The organism is Lactiplantibacillus sp. B652 (assembly GCF_023806745.1).
Classification (GTDB): domain Bacteria; phylum Bacillota; class Bacilli; order Lactobacillales; family Lactobacillaceae; genus Lactiplantibacillus; species Lactiplantibacillus pentosus.
Genome location: NZ_JAMSKY010000077.1, coordinates 1 through 383 on the forward strand (window position 1 = coordinate 1; position 383 = coordinate 383).

The 383-nt window shown below is 44.6% G+C and carries 1 protein-coding gene; it reads right to left on the minus strand.

The annotated features are described in order from the left end of the window. Positions 1-163: 163 nt before the first annotated feature. Positions 164-383: metal-sensing transcriptional repressor (locus MZO40_RS17075; RefSeq protein WP_252133482.1), on the minus strand; the 220-nt coding region annotated here is incomplete at its 5' end.

Consider the following 383-nt stretch of genomic DNA (forward strand, 5'->3'; position numbering starts at 1 on the left):
TATCAGGTTTCAACGCACAAAATAAAGAAAGGAGCAGTGAGACACTGTAAACTTTATCGGTAAAAAACAGCATTTTTTAATCGGCAAAAAACGACATTTTCACATCGGCGTTGACATCCATATGGCGACCGCAGGAGATACGGTCGATTATTTACTGTTTATGTTATTTCGTTTTTAACAACAAGTCTAATGAGTGCTCAAGGTTCTGAACATCGGCACTTGTCATATTATCGACGCAATTATTGATATTGCGGGCAATGACCAGTTTCATTGCCTTGTCGATGCTGGACTTGACCGCGGAAAGTTGAACGAGAACGTCGTCGCAAGGGCGGCCCTCATCCATCATCCGCAAGACGCCGTCCAGTTGACCAGCGGAGCGCTTC